Below are 1,509 nucleotides of genomic sequence, written 5' to 3'. Positions count from 1 at the left end.
GCGGCAGACATCCCAGGTTTTGTTTTGTCAAGCGGCAGCGCTGGATTGGTGGCTCCAGGCCTTGTTTTCGTCGTAGAGCTGGCCGGTTTTGAGGCAGCCGTGGAGGATGCCCACCCACCGGTTCCCGAGCTGGCGGAGGGCGGCCTGGTGGCCGATCTTGCGGTCCTTGAGAGCCTTGTAGTAGGCCTTCGCACCGGGTGAGCCGCGCATCGATCCGAACGCCCATTGCTGGAGCGCGTCGGCGAGGCGGTCGTTGCGCGCGTAGCGGGCCAGCACGACCTTCTTCTTGCCAGAGGCCCTGGTGATGGGCGCGGTGCCGCCGTAGGCCTTGCGGGCCTTCGCGTCGGCGTACCGGGTGGGGTCGTCGCCGAACTCGCCCAGGACCCGGGCGCCGAGGACCACTCCCAACCCAGGGAGGCTGGTGTAGATCTCAGCGTCCCGGTGACGGCCAAAATGGTCGCCCACCACCACACTCAACTGGTCGATCTGCTGGTTCAACACGCCGAGGACCGCGACCAGGCTCACGATCCCGGCGGCGTAGGCCTGCTGCACTACCGGCGGCAGGCGGAGTTCGGGGGCCCGGAGGACCTCCATCATCACGGTCGCCCGCTCGTCGACGTTGCGGCGGTGCGCCCGCTTCAACGCCGCCACGATGCGCGTCTTGGTGAGCTTCGCCGCCGCATCAGGATCCGGCGCAACAGCCAACAGCTCAAGGCTGTCGGGGGCCGCGAGCTCGTCGAAGGCCCTGATCGCAGCGGGGAAGTACTCCCGCAACGCCGAACGCAGCCTGAGCAGGTGCCGGGTGCGGTCCCAGATCAAGGTCTGGTGCATCCGGGCGACTACCTTGACCGCCTGCGCGTCCGGGCTGTCCCCGGCGACAGGCCGGTGATGAGCGCGGTCGACTCGGACGATCTCGGCGAGCAGGTGCGCATCGGTGGTGTCGGCCTTGGCGCCCGACATCGAGTGCCGCTGCCGATACCGGGCCGCCGAGGTCGGGTTGATCGCGTACACCCGGTAGCCGGCCGCTACCAGGGCGGCGACCCACGGCCCGCGATCGGTCTCGATCCCGACCACCACCTTCCCGGCCGCCTCAGCCGGGTCCAGGTCCGCCCAGCCGGCCGGCACATGCCGGCCGAGCAGCTCGTGAAGCGCGACCATCCCCGCCAGGCCCTCGGGCAGCCGCTTCTTGGCGAGCACCTTCCCCGTCTCGTCCTGGACCTCGATGTCGTGATGCTCCTCGGCCCAGTCATCACCCACGAACAACACCAGAAACCCTCCTTCGAATGACTCCCGTTCCGCAGCGTGGAGGAGGACTCCCAGCGATCTAATGGAGCGAGTGCTCACCCGGACAGCACGACTCGGGGGCACGACATCCCAGCAGCGATCTGCCTCCCCACGACCAGCGGGCGCACGGTCTGCCGCAAGACCTCAAACAGCGATCAGAAGAGGAGAGTGCTGACCCGCCAGCCGCTACAGGACCGAGCCTGCCAGAAGCTCGGCTGGAACCCA

Annotated in this window: 1 protein-coding gene; it reads right to left on the bottom strand. The window is 68.4% G+C overall.

Annotation, left to right across the window (positions count from 1 at the left end; all coding sequences use genetic code 11):
- Positions 1-27 precede the first annotated feature (27 nt).
- Entirely contained in the window at positions 28-1,266 is a 1,239-nt protein-coding gene (locus tag ACFQPD_RS11025) for an IS110 family transposase (protein ID WP_385900702.1), read from the bottom strand.
- Positions 1,267-1,509: the final 243 nt, after the last annotated feature.

It is taken from the genome of Tessaracoccus sp. O5.2 (assembly GCF_964266725.1).
GTDB classification, from domain to species: Bacteria; Actinomycetota; Actinomycetes; order Propionibacteriales; family Propionibacteriaceae; genus Arachnia; species Arachnia lapidicapta.
The sequence above is the reverse complement of the archived record's forward strand: the minus strand, read 5'-3'. Positions and strand labels throughout refer to the sequence as shown.